This window comes from Micromonospora polyrhachis, assembly GCF_014203835.1.
GTDB classification, from domain to species: Bacteria; Actinomycetota; Actinomycetes; order Mycobacteriales; family Micromonosporaceae; genus Micromonospora_H; species Micromonospora_H polyrhachis.
In genome coordinates, this window is record NZ_JACHJW010000001.1 from 1,856,591 (window position 1) to 1,871,734 (window position 15,144).

General features: G+C 69.4%; 12 protein-coding genes. 7 read left to right on the forward strand and 5 right to left on the reverse strand.

Annotation, left to right across the window (positions count from 1 at the left end; all coding sequences use genetic code 11):
* Nucleotides 1–27 precede the first annotated feature (27 nt).
* Both FHR38_RS07595 and FHR38_RS07600 read left to right on the forward strand, forming a co-directional pair.
* A complete protein-coding gene (locus FHR38_RS07595; RefSeq protein WP_184534006.1) occupies nucleotides 28–978 on the forward strand; it encodes an ATP-binding cassette domain-containing protein in 951 nt (316 codons plus the stop codon).
* Complete coding sequence (locus tag FHR38_RS07600) at nucleotides 975–1,757, forward strand: ABC transporter permease (protein ID WP_184534007.1); 783 nt, start codon at nucleotides 975–977, stop codon at nucleotides 1,755–1,757. The genes FHR38_RS07595 and FHR38_RS07600 overlap by 4 nt, the downstream gene beginning before the upstream one ends.
* A 39-nt stretch (nucleotides 1,758–1,796) precedes the next feature.
* Here FHR38_RS07600 and FHR38_RS07605 read toward each other — a convergent pair whose 3' ends face one another.
* The 3 genes from FHR38_RS07605 to FHR38_RS07615 all read right to left on the reverse strand — a co-directional run bounded on the left by FHR38_RS07605 (nucleotide 1,797) and on the right by FHR38_RS07615 (nucleotide 4,158).
* Nucleotides 1,797–2,318, reverse strand: a complete 522-nt coding sequence (locus FHR38_RS07605) for a DUF2017 domain-containing protein (RefSeq protein ID WP_184539363.1) — start codon at nucleotides 2,316–2,318, stop codon at nucleotides 1,797–1,799.
* Nucleotides 2,294–2,584 carry an ATP-dependent Clp protease adapter ClpS gene (clpS, locus tag FHR38_RS07610; protein WP_184539361.1) on the reverse strand — a complete coding sequence of 97 codons (291 nt, stop codon included), beginning with the start codon at nucleotides 2,582–2,584 and terminating at the stop codon, nucleotides 2,294–2,296. Before clpS ends, FHR38_RS07605 begins: the two co-directional genes overlap by 25 nt.
* 80 nt (nucleotides 2,585–2,664) lie before the next feature.
* On the reverse strand, nucleotides 2,665–4,158 hold the full coding sequence (locus FHR38_RS07615; protein WP_184534008.1) for a P-loop NTPase family protein: 1,494 nt from the start codon (nucleotides 4,156–4,158) through the stop codon (nucleotides 2,665–2,667).
* A 206-nt stretch (nucleotides 4,159–4,364) separates the two neighbouring features.
* Here FHR38_RS07615 and FHR38_RS07620 point away from each other — a divergent pair, with 206 nt between their 5' ends.
* The 4 genes from FHR38_RS07620 to FHR38_RS07635 all read left to right on the forward strand — a co-directional run bounded on the left by FHR38_RS07620 (nucleotide 4,365) and on the right by FHR38_RS07635 (nucleotide 10,435).
* Nucleotides 4,365–7,115 carry a helix-turn-helix transcriptional regulator gene (locus tag FHR38_RS07620; protein ID WP_184534009.1) on the forward strand — a complete coding sequence of 917 codons (2,751 nt, stop codon included), beginning with the start codon at nucleotides 4,365–4,367 and terminating at the stop codon, nucleotides 7,113–7,115.
* 40 nt (nucleotides 7,116–7,155) lie between these two features.
* The gene (locus FHR38_RS07625; RefSeq protein ID WP_221448943.1) at nucleotides 7,156–8,445 is read left to right on the forward strand and encodes a nicotinate phosphoribosyltransferase; all 1,290 of its coding nucleotides are present in this window, start codon (nucleotides 7,156–7,158) and stop codon (nucleotides 8,443–8,445) included.
* 95 nt (nucleotides 8,446–8,540) lie between these two features.
* A complete protein-coding gene (locus FHR38_RS07630) occupies nucleotides 8,541–9,119 on the forward strand; it encodes a nicotinamidase (RefSeq protein WP_184534011.1) in 579 nt (192 codons plus the stop codon).
* A 74-nt stretch (nucleotides 9,120–9,193) separates the two neighbouring features.
* Nucleotides 9,194–10,435 carry an MFS transporter gene (locus FHR38_RS07635; RefSeq protein ID WP_184534012.1) on the forward strand — a complete coding sequence of 414 codons (1,242 nt, stop codon included), beginning with the start codon at nucleotides 9,194–9,196 and terminating at the stop codon, nucleotides 10,433–10,435.
* Between the two features lie 65 nt (nucleotides 10,436–10,500).
* Here FHR38_RS07635 and ctaD read toward each other — a convergent pair whose 3' ends face one another.
* On the reverse strand, nucleotides 10,501–12,261 hold the full coding sequence (gene ctaD / locus FHR38_RS07640; RefSeq protein WP_184534013.1) for an aa3-type cytochrome oxidase subunit I: 1,761 nt from the start codon (nucleotides 12,259–12,261) through the stop codon (nucleotides 10,501–10,503).
* Nucleotides 12,262–12,493: 232 nt separating this feature from the next.
* Nucleotides 12,494–13,600 carry an FAD-dependent monooxygenase gene (locus FHR38_RS07645; protein ID WP_184534014.1) on the reverse strand — a complete coding sequence of 369 codons (1,107 nt, stop codon included), beginning with the start codon at nucleotides 13,598–13,600 and terminating at the stop codon, nucleotides 12,494–12,496.
* 290 nt (nucleotides 13,601–13,890) lie between these two features.
* Here FHR38_RS07645 and FHR38_RS07650 point away from each other — a divergent pair, with 290 nt between their 5' ends.
* Nucleotides 13,891–15,099 (forward strand): glycoside hydrolase family 12 protein, encoded by a 1,209-nt coding sequence (locus tag FHR38_RS07650; protein WP_246446373.1) that lies wholly within the window; start codon nucleotides 13,891–13,893, stop codon nucleotides 15,097–15,099.
* Nucleotides 15,100–15,144: the final 45 nt, after the last annotated feature.

Genomic DNA, 15,144 nt, shown 5'->3' on the forward strand with positions numbered 1-15,144 from the left:
TCGAACAGCGCCGAAACGAGTGACAGCATGATCGATGACGCAATAGTCAAGGCCCACGGAATCCACAAGTCATACCGGAACGTCACGGTGCTCGACGGCATCGACCTACGCGTACGGAAAGGCACGGTATTCGCACTGCTCGGCCCGAACGGTGCCGGCAAGACGACCCTGGTGCGAATCCTCTCGACACTCATCAGGCCGGATGGCGGAACGGCGACGATAGCCGGCCACGACGTGCTGCGCGCACCGGAGAAGGTGCGGGCAGCGATCAGCCTCACCGGACAGTACGCCGCCGTCGACGAACTGCTGACCGGCGAGGAGAACCTGTTGATGATGGGTCGACTCTGCCGTCTGAGCCGCTCGGCGACCCGTCGTCGGGCCGGCGAACTGCTCGACCAGTTCGACCTCACCCCGGCCCGGAGCCGGTTGGTCAAGACCTACTCCGGCGGCATGCGGCGACGCCTCGACCTGGCCGTCAGCCTCCTCGGTCGACCTTCGGTGATCTTCCTCGACGAACCGACCACCGGGCTCGACCCACGCAGCCGACAGGCCATGTGGGACCAGGTCAGAGAGCTGGTCGCAGCGGAGGTCACCGTCTTCCTCACCACGCAGTACCTCGAAGAGGCCGACCAGTTGGCCGATCGGATCACCATGATCGACGACGGCCGGGTGATCGCCGAGGGCACCGCCGAGGCGCTGAAGTCGCAACTCGCCAGCGAGCGGGTGGAACTACTCCTCGGCACCGGGGACGACTTCGAGCGGGCCCGCCGGGACCTCGACGGCCAGACGATCGGCGTCGACCGGGAACTACGCACGGTCAGCGTGACGACCGACGGAAGCGCCGAACAGGTGCGACGCCTGCTCGACCGGATGGCAGGACAGAACATCGTCGTCGACCGGATATCGACCCACCGCCCCAGCCTGGACGACGTCTTCCTGGCACTGACCGGCCGCACGGAAAGGGCAGAGAACCGATGACGACCCATTCGGCGTTCTATTGGGCGGCCAGTGATTCACTCACCATGGTCGGCCGCAGTCTCCGGCACACCCGGCGCAACTTCGACTCGCTACTGCTGACCGTCTTGCTACCAACGATCATGCTACTCATGTTCGTCTACGTATTCGGCGGTGCGATCACCACCGGCTTCGACCAGTACGTCAATTACGTCGTACCCGGAATCATCCTGCTCTCCACCGGGTACGGCGCGTCGTCGACCGCCGTCAGTGTGGCCAACGACATGGTCAACGGCATCGTGGACCGGTTCCGGTCACTGCCGATCCTCAGCACCGCCGTCCTCACCGGGCACGTGGTGGCGAGCGTGGCCCGAAACGTCGTGGCCACCGCGCTGGTCGTCGGCCTGGCACTCCTCGTCGGCTTCCGACCGAACGCCGAGCCGGTGGAGTGGATGGCCACGATCGCCCTCCTGCTGTTGTACATCCTGGCGATGTCCTGGCTGGCGGTGGCGCTGGGCCTCCTGGCCGGGAACGTCGAGTCGGCCAGCGGCTTCACCGTCATCATCCTCTTCCTGCCCTACCTGAGCAGCGCCTTCGTGCCGACCGGGACGATGCCCACCGTCCTACGCCAGTTCTCCGAGCACCAGCCGATCACGCCGATGACCGAGACCGTCCGGGGGCTGTTGATGGGTACGCCGATCGGTGCCAGCGCGATGCTGTCGCTCGCCTGGTTCGGCGGAATCCTGGTGCTGGCCTACCTGGCGGCCGGCTACCTCTTCAAGCGCCGGGCCGCCCGCAGCTGATCGAGCTGTTCCCAGCGGCCGACCAAGCCGGTTCAGCCGCTAGTCGAGCAGGGCGTTCAGCAGGGACTCCTGGACGTAGCCGAGATAGGCGTAGACGGAGAGCTGGAAGACCCGGGTCGACCCCGGGTCCTCCAGCACCGCCTCGTCCAGTTCGCTGGTGAGGTCGGTGTCGTCGGTGAGTTCCAGCCGTACCCCCATCGCCAACCGGGCATCGTTGAGCGCCCGCAGCCACGCCTCGGCGGCCTCGGCGTCGAGGCGTACCCGGCCGTCGGTGTCGTCGGGCAGGGCGGCCAGGATCGCGCCCGCCTGGTCGATCTTGCCGGTCTTGAGGTCGCCCTCGGTGTACTGGCGGAACTCGGCGGAGTCGACCGGGTCCTGCGGGTAGATGTCCGGAAAGAGCCGGCCGACCACCGGATCCGAGTGGTCGAAGCCCTCGGTCAGCAGCCCGACCACCTCGGCGGCGACCTTGCGTAAGACCCGTACCTCGTCGGGTGCCAACCGGGCCACGTAGTGGTCGCCGTGGCGACGGAAGGTGCTCACGAGCGATCCACCGTCGCCCAGAGCCCGTAGGCGTGCAACTGGGACGCGTCGTGCTCCATTCGTTCCCGGGCACCGCTGGACACCACCGCGCGCCCCTTGTGGTGAACGTCGAGCATCAGCTTCTCGGCCTTCTCCCGGCTGTATCCGAAGAGCTTCTGGAACACCCAGGTCACGTAGGACATCAGGTTGACCGGATCGTTCCAGACGATCGTCACCCAGGGTTGGTCGGAGACCGGTACCTCTTCGGGGTCCATCGTCTCGACCGGGGCAACCTGTGGAGCCGTCACGTCCCCCATCGTGCCACCGTCCCGACCGCATCGTGGAACCGGAACACCTGGATGGCCGTCGACCACGGTATCGACCGCATCTAGCCGAGCAGGGTCGAGTGCTCGACGGTGTCGGTCAGCACGGTCACCAGAGCCGACCGCAGCGCCTCGAACCGCCGGTTGACCTCCCGCGACACCTCCAGCTCGACCTCCCGCAGAACCCGTTGCAACCAGGATCGGGCAGCTGTCGGGTCGGCGTTGTCGGGACCACGCCAGTGCTGGTAGCAACCACCGGCCAGGGCCACCCCGATCGGTGGCAGGACCGCCGTGCCGGACGCGCCGGGGTACGCCAGCAGCGGCCCCACCCCGCCGGAGCCGGTCCGGCCGATCACCCGTCCGGCGGCGGTGACCAGCAGCACCCGGTCCAGCCCTCGGGCAGTGCGATGGTTGGCGAGTTCGAGGCGTACCGCGGCGACCAGGCGTCGTCGTACGTCGTCCGCCTCGGGTGCCTGGAAGACCCGAGTGATGATCTCGTCGAGGACCTGGTCCACCCCCGTGTCACATTCGACGACGGCGTACAGGGACAGCGCCTGGATCTCCCGATCGAGGGTGGCCGGCAAGCCACCACAGCCGGTGGCGAAGAGGAGTTCCTGCACGCAACGCAGGTGGATGTTGGCCACTTCCAGGGCCAGGTGCTGCCGGACCCGGGGTGCCCAGGTCCGTACCTGGCGGTCGAGCAGATCCGCCCAGTCGAAGTCGGTGAGATCGGGCCGGACCCGTACGGCACGGGTGCTTCCCGGCACCACGGGCGGGTTACCACTGGCCCGGCGCAGCCCTTCGGTGCTCGCCCAGTCCACCAGGGCCCAGCGCAGGGGGACCGTGTCCCCGGCGGCCGGGTCCACCGCGAACCAGCGGGCGGCGGCGAGGGCCGGCACGGTGGCCAGCAGGGTGGCCCGATGCGCGTCGAGCGCGACCGACACCTGATCGAGGTACGGCTCGCCAACCGTGTGGACGCGGTCGTCGTCACCCCCGGCGGCCGGTGTGACGGCGAAGAAGACCGCCACGTCGTACGCGGCGAGGGTGGTCAGTAGTTCGAGTTCGGCGGCGCTCAACGTCTGCTCAGCGGAGATCACGAAGAGCACGGCACCGGCCCGGCTGATCGCGTCGAGCAGCACCCGGGCACCGGCTGGCCCGAGCGCCCCGGTGTCTGGCGTGTCGACGACGGCGAAGTGGCGCAGTATCCGGTCCGGGAGGGTCATCTCGACCCGGCGAGGTGGGCGGGCCAACGCCGGACCGGCACCGACCGGCTCGGCCCGGTAGGGGTACGGCTCGGGACGGTCGGGTAGGTAGGCGAGACCGTCGGCGACGGCGCCAGGCCGGACGACCAGGAAGCTGCCCTGGGGAACCCGCAGGGCGGCCGGGCCGACGCCGAGCAGGGCACCAAGCACCTCGGTACGACCGCCACCCGCCGGGCCGACGGCGACGACCGCGAGCGGCTCGTCGAACTCGGGGCCGCCGGGCACATCGACCGTCCGATGCTCGGCGAACTCGTGGTGTTGGGCAGAGGCAGCGGCATCGAGCGGCCGATAGCCCATCCTCGGAGGCCTCCCTTACCAAGGCGCGATTCGGTCGGCACGCAAGAAACGCTGGCGAATCAAGTCGAAAGCCGGACATCGGAACGTTACGCCTCTCGGCTGACCCCCGCCGACCGCCCCGGATACTCACGCGTAACCCTATCGATACTCAACTTCGGTCCGTCACCGGTCATACGCGGACCGAGTTCGGTCTATATGCTGCGCGGATGGCTTTGTGGGAGTTCGTCGGCCGCAGGAAGCAACTCGACCGGTTGATCGCCGCCGCGACCGGAGTGACCGGCCGGGGTCTCCTCATCAGTGGCACCGCCGGGATCGGTAAGAGCCGGCTGCTCTCCCACCTCGTCAAGCAGCTTCCACCCGACCGATACGCCGTCTGGTCCGCCTCGGCCAACATCGCCACCTCGGGCCTGCCCTTCGGAGGGCTGGCCCAGGTGCTACCAGCCGACCAGCCCTCCGGCCTCTCCCCCGCCGGCATCCTCCGCTGGGCGGTCGACGCGTTGCACCAGCAGGCCGCCGGCCGCTCGATCGTCCTCGCCGTCGACGACATCCATCTGCTCGACGACTCGTCCGCCGCCCTCGTCTACCTGATCGCCCGCTCCGACGACGCCACCGTGCTGAGCACCATGCTCACCGGATCGGTGATCCCCCTGCCCATCCGGGCACTGTGGACCGACGACCTGGTCGAGCACCTGGAACTGCCCGCGCTGACCCTGGCCGAGGCGACCGAACTGGCGGGGGCGATCCTGGGGATCCCGGTCGACCCACCCTCGGCGGAACGTCTCTGGCGGTTCTCCGGCGGTAACGCGTTACTGCTGCGCGAACTGGTCAAGGCGGCGAACGACAGCGGCGAACTGGTCGAGATGTACGGCGTACTGCACTGGACCGGTCAACCGGGACTGACCGCCACCCTCGACGCACTGATCGACAGCCGGGTCACGCAGTTCAGCCCCGGCGTTCGTACCGCCGTGGAACTGGTGGCGTTCGGAGAGCCCATCGGTGAGGCGATACTGAAACAGGCGGTGCCGTGCGCGGACGCGGAGGCGGCCGAACAGCAGGGGCTGATCCGTACCGTCCAACACGACCGGCGCCGAAACGTGGTCCTGGCCCACCCGATCTACGGCGAGGTGGTCCGCCAACGCTGCCCGGTGATCCGGCTCCGCCGGCTGACCGCGCAACTCGCCGACCTGGTGGAGCGCACCGGTGCTCGGCGCCGCGACGACCTGCTGCGGGTGGCGGTCTGGCGGCTCGAATCCGATACCGCCGACAAGCCGGAGCCCCTGCTGCGCGCGGCCGGGCTGGCGTTCAGCCAGTACGACGTACCGCTGGCCGGGCGACTGGCGCGGGCGGCGCTCCGGACCGGCGGGGGGTTCGCCGCCGCCGAACTGCTGGCCACCATCCTGATGTTCGGCGACCAGCCGAGGGAGGCGATCGAGGTGCTCGACTCGGTCGCCGACGAGATCACCTGCGACCAGCAGCGCAGCCGCTGGCTGACGGTACGCGGGATGGTCTCCTACTGGGGCCTGAGCCAGGAGTCGACGATCGAGTCGATCGAGGCCGACGTGGAGCAGCTCACCGACCTGGCGCACCGGGCCCGGGTCCGGTCCTTCGAGGCGATCATGCGGTTGCATCGGCTCGACTGCGCCGGGGCGCTCCGGCTCAGCCGCAGGGTGCTGGACCGTCCCGCCGCTTCCGTCGCCGCCCGGGGGCTGGCCCGGTGCACCATCGCCCACCTCCAGGCGGCCCGGGGTGAGCTGGTCCAGAGCGGTCGGGCCATCGCCAGTGTCGAGGCGGACGCGGCCCAGTGGCGGGGCGACATGCCCTACCTACAGCTCGCTCTGGAGTTGGCCCGGGGCACCCGGCTCGCGCTCGCCGGTGACCTCGCCGGCATCGACACGATCGTCGCCGACGAGTTCGCGGACCTGGCCGACGCGGGCGACTTCCGGCTCGGTTCGGGTTATCTGTCGATCCTGCGCGCGCAGGCCGCCCGGCTCCGTGGCCAGACCGGCGACGCACTCCGGTTCAGCCTCGGGGCCTGCGCGGTGCTCGCCGGTAGTCCGGCCTTCGCCGGGCTGGCCCACGCGGAACGGACCCAGGCGGCGGCGCTGCGGGGCGACGTGGAACAGGCCGCGCTGGCGATGGCCGAGTCCGACCGGATGCACATCTGCGGCATGGAGGTGCTCTATCCGTGGCGGGAGCAGGCCCGCGCGGCGATGCTGGCCAGCGCCGGAAATATTGGGAGCGCGGTCCGGACCCTGGCCGAACTGGTCCGCCGGCTCCGGGCCGACGGGTTCGCCGGTCACGAGGTCCACGCCCTGCACGACCTGGTCCGTCTCGGTCACGCGGACTTCGAGATCGACCAGCCGAGCAGCAAGCAACAGCCGAACAGCGAGCACGAGCCGAACGGCGACCAACAGCCGGAGGGCACCGCGCGACCGCTCGGGGCCGGGCGACGGCAGACAGTGGCACAACGGTTGACCGAACTCTCCGAGACCGTCGACGGGCGGCTGCCCCCGCTGCTCGCCCGGCATGCCCGCGCCGCCGCCACCCGCGCCGGTGAGGAGTTGCTCGCGGTGGCGGAGAGCTACGCCGAGCAGGGCCTGAACGTGTACGCCGCCGAGGCCGCCGCCGAGGCGGTCACCCGGCTACGGGCGGTCCGCTCCCCGCAGGCACACGCGGCCAACCTCTGCCTCGGCGACCTGCTGGCCCGCTGCGACGTCGTACGCAGTCCGGTCTTCTCGATCCGGCAGCCGACGCTGACCGAGCGGGAGCGCCAGATCGCCCGGCTGGCGGCGGGCGGACTGCCCAGCCGCAACATCGCCGAAGAGCTCTACATCTCCACCCGTACCGTGGAAAATCATCTGCAACGGGTCTACAGCAAGCTGGGCGTGACCGGACGAAGCGAACTCTGGTCCGCCCTCCGGGCGATGCCCGATCCGGACAGCAGACCGGGAAGGTAAGGCGGGCCCGTCGACCTTCCGGACAACGTCCTAGGCTGGGATGGTGAACCTCTCTCGTCCCGCGTTGCTGACCGACCACTACGAGCTGACCATGATCAGCGCCGGACTGCGTGACGGCACCGCCGAGCGGCACTGCGTCTTCGAGGTCTTCGCCCGACGGCTGCCCACCGGGCGGCGCTACGGCGTGGTGGCCGGCACCGGCCGCCTGGTCGAGTTGGTACGCGACTTCCGGTTCGACGAGACGGAGGTGGCGTTCCTGCGGGAGACCGGCGTCATCGACGCGGAGACCGCCGACTGGCTGTCCCGCTACCGCTTCAGCGGCGACATCGACGGATACGCCGAGGGTGAGCTGTTCTTCCCCGGGTCCCCGATCCTCACCGTCTCCGGCACCTTCGCCGAATGCGTGCTACTCGAAACGCTCATCCTGTCGGTGCTCAACTACGACAGCGCCGTGGCCGCCGCCGCGGCCCGGATGGTGACCGCCGCCCGGGGCCGTACGTTGATCGAGATGGGTTCCCGACGGGTCCACGAGGAGGCGGCGGTGGCCGCCGCGCGCGCCGCCTACCTGGCCGGCTTCGGCTACACCTCCAACCTGGCCGCCGGTCAGCGGTACGGGATACCCACCGCCGGTACGGCCGCGCACGCGTTCACCCTGCTCTACGAGGACGAGAAGGCGGCGTTCGCCGCACAGGTCGCCGCCCAGGGCAAGAACACCACGCTGCTGGTCGACACGTACGACATCAGCCAGGGCATCCGTAACGCGATCGAGGTCGCCGGCCCGGACCTGCGGGCGGTCCGGATCGACAGCGGCGACCTGTCGGTCTTGGCCCACCAGTCCCGGGAACTGCTCGACTCGCTCGGTGCCACCGAGACGAAGATCATCGTCTCGGGTGACCTGGACGAGTACGCCATCGCCGCACTCGCCGCCGAACCGGTGGACATGTACGGGGCGGGTACCGCCGTGGGCACCGGTTCCGGCGCACCCACCGCCGGCCTGGTCTACAAACTGGTCGAGGTCGACGGGCGGCCGGTCGTTAAACGCTCGGAGAACAAGGCGACGGTCGGCGGGCGCAAGCTCGCGGTCCGGCGGCACAAACCGACCGGTACGGCCACCGAGGAGATCGTCGTCTCCCAGGGCATGCCGGAGCAGCTGCCCCACGACCGGGCGTTGCAGCAGTCGTATGTGGTCGGTGGGGAGCCGGCGGCACTGCCCACGCTCGTCGAGTCCCGGGAACACCTGCGCCAGTGCCTGATCTCCATCCCGTGGGAGGGGTTGAAGCTTTCCGGTGGCGATCCGGCGATCCCGGTCACCATCGTTCCCGCCGGCTGAGCCGTGCGGCGGGTGGGTCTGGTCGAGCCGGTTGCCCCGATCCGCCGCACCCACCAGGATCGTCCAGAAGGCCGCCAGTTGCGGAAAGGGTTCCCATGCGCCGTGCACTGATCATCGTCGACGTGCAGAACGACTTCTGCGAGGGCGGCTCGCTCGCCGTGACCGGGGGCACCGAGGTGGCCTCGGCAATCACGCGACTGCTGGCCGACCAACCCGAGCGGTGGGACCACGTGGTAGCCACGAAGGACTACCACGTGGATCCCGGAGCCCACTTCGGCAGCCCACCCGACTTCGTCGACTCGTGGCCGGCGCACTGCGTGGTGGGCACCGAAGGGGTCGAGTTCCACCCCGACCTGAGCACCGAGCCCATCGAGGCGGTCTTCCACAAGGGCGAACGTTCCGCCGCGTACTCCGGGTTCGAGGGCTACGCCGCCGACGGTCTGGACCTGGCCGAGTGGCTGCGCGAACACGACGTCGCGGCGGTCGACGTGGTCGGCATCGCCACCGACCACTGCGTACGTGCCACCGCCCTGGACGCGGCCCGGGAGGGCTTCACCACCACCGTGCTGCTCGACCTGACCGCTGCGGTGGCCCGGCCCACCACCGAAGCCGCGCTGCTCCAACTGGCCGAGGCGGGGGTGCAGCTCACCGGCACGCCGATCGTCCGGGTGTGACGGCCGGGCACGGATAATCGCCGTGCGCCGGTCGTACCCCGGCGGGAGGATGGCTGCCGGAGGTACGGACCCTGATGAACCTGAAGCCTTACCGGCACGCGCTCGCCCTGCCCGGTGTCCGATCGCTGCTACTTGTGTCGTCGCTGGCCCGCATCCCGCTGACCGCCACCTCGGTCGTACTGACCCTCTACGTCGTCACCGATCTCGGCCAGACCTACGCCGCCGCCGGAGTGGTCGGTGCCACGATGACGATCGGGATGGCGATCGGCCAGCCGCTGCTGGGCCGGTTGATCGACCGGCGGGGCCTGCGACCGGCGTTGTTGTTGGCCACCATCGGCGGGGCGGTGTTCTGGGGCACGACCCGGTTCATGCCCTACCCGGTCCTGGTGGGTACGGCCCTGCTGGGCGGAATACTGGCCCTGCCGCTCTCGTCGGTGGTTCGGCAGTCCATCGCCGCGCTGGTACCCGAGGGAGAGCGCCGGCAGGCGTACGCGTTGGACTCGATGACGACCGAACTGTCGTTCATGGTCGGCCCGTCGCTGGCGGTGCTGCTGGTCACCACCGGCTCGGCGCGGGCCACCATGGCGATGGTGGGCGGCGGCCTCGTGCTCGCCGGGTTGGCGCTCATCGCGCTGAATCCACCGGTACGCGGCCACGACGAACCGGCCGTCGCCTCGGATCGGCGGCTCTCGCGCCGGGACTGGCTCACCCCTCGGCTGATCGGGGTGATGGCCATCGGTGCCGCCAGCACCCTGGTCCTGGCCGGGGCGGACATCTCCATCATCGCGGCGCTCCAGGACGCCAACCAGGTCGCGTGGACCGGGGTCGTACTGGCCCTGTGGTCCGCGGCTTCGCTGGTCGGCGGCTTCTCCTACGGCGCGATGGCGCAACCGCCGTCCCTGCTGCGACTGGCCCTACTACTCGGGCTCTGCACCATCCCGGTCGGGCTGGCCAGCGGCCAGTGGTGGCTGCTGGCCCTCGCCCTGCTGCCCTCCGGGCTGATGTGCGCCCCGACCCTGACCGCTTCCGCCAACGCGGTCAGTCGCCTCGTACCGGCCGTGGTGCGCGGGGAGGCGATGGGCCTGTACGGCTCGGCGCTGACCGTCGGGCTCGCCCTGGGTGCCCCGTTCGCGGGCGCGGTCATCGACCGGTCGGGTCCGGGCTGGGGGTTCGCCGCGATCGGCACCCTCGGCACCCTGGTGGCCCTGACCGTGCTTGCCGGTCAGCTCCGCCAAGCCCGGCGTGCCGGTGGGACCAGCGTCGTCCCGGCGAGCCCTGATCCGGCGACGCCGCTGGCCTCCGATCAGGCCGCATGACGAAAGGCGCTGCCTCCCGGCCAACAACTGGGAGGCAGCGCCTTTCGCGTCGCGCGGTCGGCGGGTCAGCGCCGGTCGAGGTTGGACTCCACGTCCTCCTGGTAGCTCGCGCCGTGGTCCGACTCGCTGGTGAGCGGCTTGGCGCCACCCTCCGGCGGCCCGGCCAGCGACTGTCCGCCGGCCGCCAGCTCCGGGAACTTGGCGTCGAACGCCGGCCGCTCCGAGCGGATCCGGGGCATCACGTCGAAGTTGCGCAGCGGCGGCGGGCAGGTGGTGGCCCACTCCAGCGAGTTGCCGTAGCCCCACGGGTCGTTGACCTCGACCACCGGGCCGGTCTTGTACGACTTCCACACGTTGTAGAGGAACGGCAGGGTCGAGATACCGGTGATGAACGCGCCGATCGTGGAGATCATGTTCAGCTCGGTGAAGCCGTCGATGGCCTGGTAGTCGGCGTACCGCCGGGGCATGCCCTCGGCACCCAGCCAGTGCTGCACCAGGAAGGTCATGTGGAAGCCGACGAAGGTGAGCCAGAAGTGCACCTTGGCCAGCCGCTCGTCCAGCATCCGGCCGAACATCTTCGGGAACCAGAAGTAGATGCCGGCGAAGACGGCGAACACGATGGTGCCGAAGAGCACGTAGTGGAAGTGGGCCACCACGAAGTAGGAGTCGGTGACGTGGAAGTCGAGCGGCGGGCTGGCCAGCAGCACGCCGGTGAGACCGCCGAAGAGGAAGGTGGTCAGGAAGCCGATCGACCAGAGCATCGGGGACTCGAAGCTGATCTGGCCTCGCCACATGGTGCCGATCCAGTTGAAGAACTTCATGCCCGTCGGTACGGCGATCAGGAAGCTCAGGAAGCTGAAGAACGGCAGCAGCACCTGACCGGTGGCGAACATGTGGTGCGCCCACACGCTCATCGACAGGGCGGCGATGGAGAGGGTGGCCGCGACCAGCCCCTTGTAGCCGAAGACCGGCTTACGGGAGAAGACCGGGATGATCTCGCTGATGATGCCGAAGAAGGGCAGCGCGATGATGTAGACCTCGGGGTGACCGAAGAACCAGAAGAGGTGCTGCCAGAGCATCGGCCCGCCGGTGGCCGGGTCGTAGACGTGCGCGCCGAGGATCCGGTCTGCGGCCAGCGCCAGCAGAGCGGCGGCCAGCAGGGGGAAGACCAGGAGCACCAGCAGGCTGGCGACCAGGATGTTCCACGTGAAGATCGGCATCCGGAACATCGTCATGCCCGGGGCGCGCAGCGTGATGATGGTCGTGATCAGGTTGACCGAACCGAGGATGGTGCCCAGACCGGAGATGGCCAGGCCGAAGATCCACAGGTTGGCACCGACGCCCGGCGTATGCTCCACGCTGCTCAGTGGCGCGTAGGCGAACCAGCCGAAGTCGGCCGCGCCACCCGGGGTGAGGAAGCCGGCCGTGGCCATCGTGCCGCCGAACAGGTAGAGCCAGTAGGCGAAGCTGTTCAGCCGGGGAAACGACACGTCCGGCGCGCCGATCTGGATCGGCACCAGATAGTTCGCGAAGGCGAACACGATCGGCGTCGCGAAGAACAGCAACATGATCGTGCCGTGCATGGTGAAGAGCTGGTTGTACTGCTCGGGCGACAGGAACTGTAGCCCGGGTCGCGCGAGTTCGGCCCGCATGATCAGCGCCATCAGGCCGCCGATCAGGAAGAACACGAACGCGGTGACCATGTACATGATCCCGATTTGCTTCGCGTCGGTCGTACGCAGCAGCCGCGCGAATGCCGAGCCCTTGACCGGCTGACGGACCGGCCATGGCCGGGTCACAATCGGCTTGGGTGCGACGGTGGTCACGAGTGGCCTCCGGTTCTCGTTAGTCCCACTCGGCACGCGCTGTTGATCTGCGAGCCGTACCTCGCAGGCAGAATAGTCCCCAGCAGCCGCGGGTCACGCGTCGGGTGCCACACGTGCCGTCCACGGTTCCCACGGCGGGTGGCCCGGGTGGTCCACCCGGTGACACCCGGGGCTCGGATCAGGCGTCGGTCGCCGCACCCTGCCGATGCTCCGGCCAGCCGGCGCGGACTCGTCACACCGGGTCGAGGAGCAACCGGTAGTGCTCCTGGAAGATCCGTCCACCCCGGCCCCGCAACAGCGGATCGCGCAGCGCTGGCGTCACGTCCCGGGTCCGGTCCCGGTCCCGGGTCCGGTCGAGCACCCATTTCGTACGCGGCCGGCGGCGGCTCTCGTAACCGGCCAGGGCCTCCGGGATGCTGTCCGCCCCGCGCAACGTGTCGGCGAGCACCACCGCGTCCTCGATGGCCATCGCCGCGCCCTGGGACAGGGTCGGTGCGGTGGCGTGCGCGGCATCCCCGACGAGCACCACCCGGCCATGTGACCAGCGTCCTAGTTCGACCTCCTCCGTCACCTCCACCCGTACCCGGTCCAGTGCGTCGAGCACGGCCGGCACCGGCCCACCGTAGTCGCCGAAGACCTCGCGAAACCGGGCCCGAGGGTTCGATGGGAGCAACGTACCGGCCTCGTCTGCGCAGCAGTAGAGCCGACCGGCCCCCATCGGGATGATTATGAGGCTCGCACGCTGCCCCAACAGGGCGGTCCAGTCGGCGACTCGCGGGCCGCCGGTGACCACACTGCGGTAGACGACCTGGCCGGCCGGTCGGGGCGCTCCGCCGAGCGCGGCCAGGGTACGGACCACGGAGCGCCGCCCGTCGGCGCCGATCACGAGGTCGTACTCGGCGGTCTGCCCGTCGTCGAAGGTGACCGTCACCGCGTCCGCCGCCAGGTCCAGCCGACACAGGTCGACACCGTGCCGTACGTCACCGCCGGCCGCGGTGAGCAGTACCTGGTGCAGTTCGGCCCGGGGCAACGCGCGGCACTCCCCGACGCCGGACCACAACCGGCCGAGGTCCACTTCACACAGTTGCCGACCTGCCGCGTCGAAGAACCGCTGCCGTCCGATCACCTGTCCGAGCGGCCGGAGCGGACCGTCCAGGCCGAGTTCCCGGAGTGCCCGGGCAGCGTTGCCGGGAAGGTAGATGCCGGTTTCGACGGGCCGCCCCGCGGGCAGCCGCTCCACGATCTCGGGCCGGAATCCGGCGAGCCGCAGGGTACGAGCCACGGCCAGGCCGGCGATGCCCGCGCCGACGACGAGAATGCGCAGGGTGGATCCGGGCATGGTGGTCACGCCTCCGGAGGGGAATTCGGCACGCGATGAAGGCAAGACACTACTCCGCGCAATCGAAACACGGAAGTTCCGCCCAGACCTGCCCAGGTCACCGCCATTGATCGGATTCCAAGCCTGAATAGATGCCCCACCTTCTCCACGCAGGGCTACCAAGAAGCGACAGCCGGTAGGGCCGACACAACCGTTGCCAATTCGACCCATCGATGCAAACCTGTCAATAAATCGTGGGAGCGCTCCCGGAACCTTTCGGCATCACCGAGTGCAACAGGACAAGGAGCAACATGAAACGTTCTCACCGGGTCCACCTTCGATGGCGGAACCGCCCGATGGTGGCCCTCGCGGTCTCCGGTCTACTCGTCACCGGGTCGTTCGTCGCCGCCGGGATCCCCACCAACCTCGGCACCCCGGGGGCGCAGGCCGCCACCCGCCCTGTCGGCGCGACCGCGGTCGACACCCGTATCTGCGAACAGTACGGCTCCACCACCATCCAGGGCCGGTACGTGGTGCAGAACAACCGCTGGGGCAGCACGGCCGAGCAGTGCATCGACGTCAGCGACACCGGCTTCACCATCGCCACACAGCAGGGATCCGCACCGACCAACGGTGCCCCGGTGTCGTACCCGTCGGTCTTCGTCGGCTGCCACTACACCAACTGTTCCCCGGGCACGAACCTGCCCATCCAGGTGGACCGGATCAGCAGCGCCACCAGCAACATCGACTACCGGTACGTCAGCGGCGCGACCTACAACGCCTCGTACGACATCTGGCTCGACCCGACGCCGAGGACCGACGGGGTGAACCAGATGGAGATCATGATCTGGTTCACCCGGCAGGGGCCGATCCAGCCGATCGGTTCCCCCGTCGGCACCACCACGATCGGCGGACGCAGCTGGGAGGTCTGGCGGGGCAGCAACGGCTCGAACAACGTCGTCTCGTACCTCGCGTCGACCACCATCAGCAGTTGGAGCTTCAGCGTGCTGGACTTCGTCCACGACGTACGGGCACGCGGCGCGATCACCAACTCCTGGTACCTGACCAGCATCCAGGCCGGTTTCGAACCCTGGCAGGGTGGTGCCGGCCTCGGCGTCGACTCGTTCTCGGCCGCCGTCAACGGCGGCGGCAACCCGAGCCCGAGCCCGACCGCCACGCCCACGACACCCCCGCCCAACCCCGACCCCTGCCGGGTCACCTACACGCCGAACTCCTGGCCCGGTGGCTTCACCGCCAACGTCACCGTCACCAACACGAGCCCACGCTCGCTCAACGGCTGGACACTGACCTATTCCCTACCGGCCGGGCAGCAGGTCACCACCGCATGGAACGCGACCGTGACCCAGAACGGATCCGGGGTGACCGCCCGCAACCTGGGCTGGAACGCCGTGGTCGCCCCCGGCGCAACCGCCTCCTTCGGATACCAGGGCACCCTGACCGGCGACTACCGCAGCCCGACCGACTTCTCGCTCAACGGGGTCACCTGCGCCCTGGGGTAGCCCTGGGATAGCCGCAGCGAACCCGAGTGCACCTCGGCGCTGACG

Coding starts and splice junctions, on each gene's coding strand:
- FHR38_RS07595 (WP_184534006.1), top strand. CDS start 28: ATGATCGATGACGCAATAGTCAAGGCCCACGGAATCCACAAGTCATAC.
- FHR38_RS07600 (WP_184534007.1), top strand. CDS start 975: ATGACGACCCATTCGGCGTTCTATTGGGCGGCCAGTGATTCACTCACC.
- FHR38_RS07615 (WP_184534008.1), bottom strand. CDS start 4,158: ATGGGCTATCGGCCGCTCGATGCCGCTGCCTCTGCCCAACACCACGAG.
- FHR38_RS07620 (WP_184534009.1), top strand. CDS start 4,365: ATGGCTTTGTGGGAGTTCGTCGGCCGCAGGAAGCAACTCGACCGGTTG.
- FHR38_RS07625 (WP_221448943.1), top strand. CDS start 7,156: ATGGTGAACCTCTCTCGTCCCGCGTTGCTGACCGACCACTACGAGCTG.
- FHR38_RS07630 (WP_184534011.1), top strand. CDS start 8,541: ATGCGCCGTGCACTGATCATCGTCGACGTGCAGAACGACTTCTGCGAG.
- FHR38_RS07635 (WP_184534012.1), top strand. CDS start 9,194: ATGAACCTGAAGCCTTACCGGCACGCGCTCGCCCTGCCCGGTGTCCGA.
- FHR38_RS07645 (WP_184534014.1), bottom strand. CDS start 13,600: ATGCCCGGATCCACCCTGCGCATTCTCGTCGTCGGCGCGGGCATCGCC.
- FHR38_RS07650 (WP_246446373.1), top strand. CDS start 13,891: ATGAAACGTTCTCACCGGGTCCACCTTCGATGGCGGAACCGCCCGATG.